A 978-nucleotide genomic window follows, 5' to 3' on the forward strand; every position below is an offset into this window, starting at 1 on the left:
TCATTGGTCCTTGAGAGACCCTTCGCAATGTTAATCCCCCTCTCTTATTCCTATCATAAACTTGGACAGTTCATTAGGCCAGGAGCCTGTTTTTACGATTGATAAGTTATGATAAGAGCTGCTGTRATCCACAAATATGATATACAAATATGGTAACAGGTATTGATTGTTCAAAGGATTATTTTGACATTTCTGTCCAATCGGGAGAGAAAGAGGTTTTCAAGGGTCGTTTCCGTAACGACCAAGCGGGTTTTGTGGAGGCCCTGGGCCACATGCACGGCAGCCATATAGCGATGGAGRCCACCGGTCCCTATTACTTCCGSCTGGCAAGGTTCCTCTGGGARAGGGATGAACGTGTCTCGGTCATCAACCCCCTTGTCATCAGGCGTTTTTCCCAGATGACCCTGGCCAGGACCAAGACCGACAGGAAGGATGCCCAGCTCATCGCCAAGTTCACCAGCATGACGGAACCTRCCCAATGGAGGCTGCCGGAGGAACATGTGCTGAGGATCAGGAACCTGGAGGGCTATATCAAGGGACAGAAGGAATGCAGGAACCTTCTAGGGAACCAGCTCCATGCATATGAATATGCTGGGACACTGGACCCCTCGCTCAGGAAGACCATGGAGGAAGGGATCAAAGTTTTTGATGAGAACATCAATGAACATGAAAGACAGATCCAGCAGATCATCATGGAGAATTACGGGGAACTCAACGCGAACCTGCGGAGCATACCGGGAATAGGGCCACGCAGCGCAGCACTGCTTATCATCCTGACGGACGGTTTCAGTCGGTTCGAGGGGCACAGGCAGCTGATATCCTATTTCGGACTGGCGCCCAGGATATTCGAATCCGGTACCAGCGTAAAGGGAAAGGGGCATATCTGCAAGATGGGGATGGGCCASGTCAGAAAGGTGCTGTACATGGCGGCAATATCCGCCATCAGGAGCAACACCGCCTGCAGTGAGCTTTATGGGA

The 978-nt window shown here is 51.0% G+C and carries 1 protein-coding gene; it reads left to right on the plus strand.

Annotated features, from left to right (window positions below; translation table 11 throughout):
- Positions 1-149: 149 nt before the first annotated feature.
- Positions 150-978 (plus strand): IS110 family transposase (locus CRJ00_RS01390; protein WP_099365155.1); only part of this gene is annotated, 829 nt, incomplete at its 3' end.

The sequence above is a fragment of the Sphingobacterium sp. 1.A.4 genome, from assembly GCF_002734245.1.
GTDB classification, from domain to species: domain Bacteria; phylum Bacteroidota; class Bacteroidia; order Sphingobacteriales; family Sphingobacteriaceae; genus Sphingobacterium; species Sphingobacterium tenebrionis.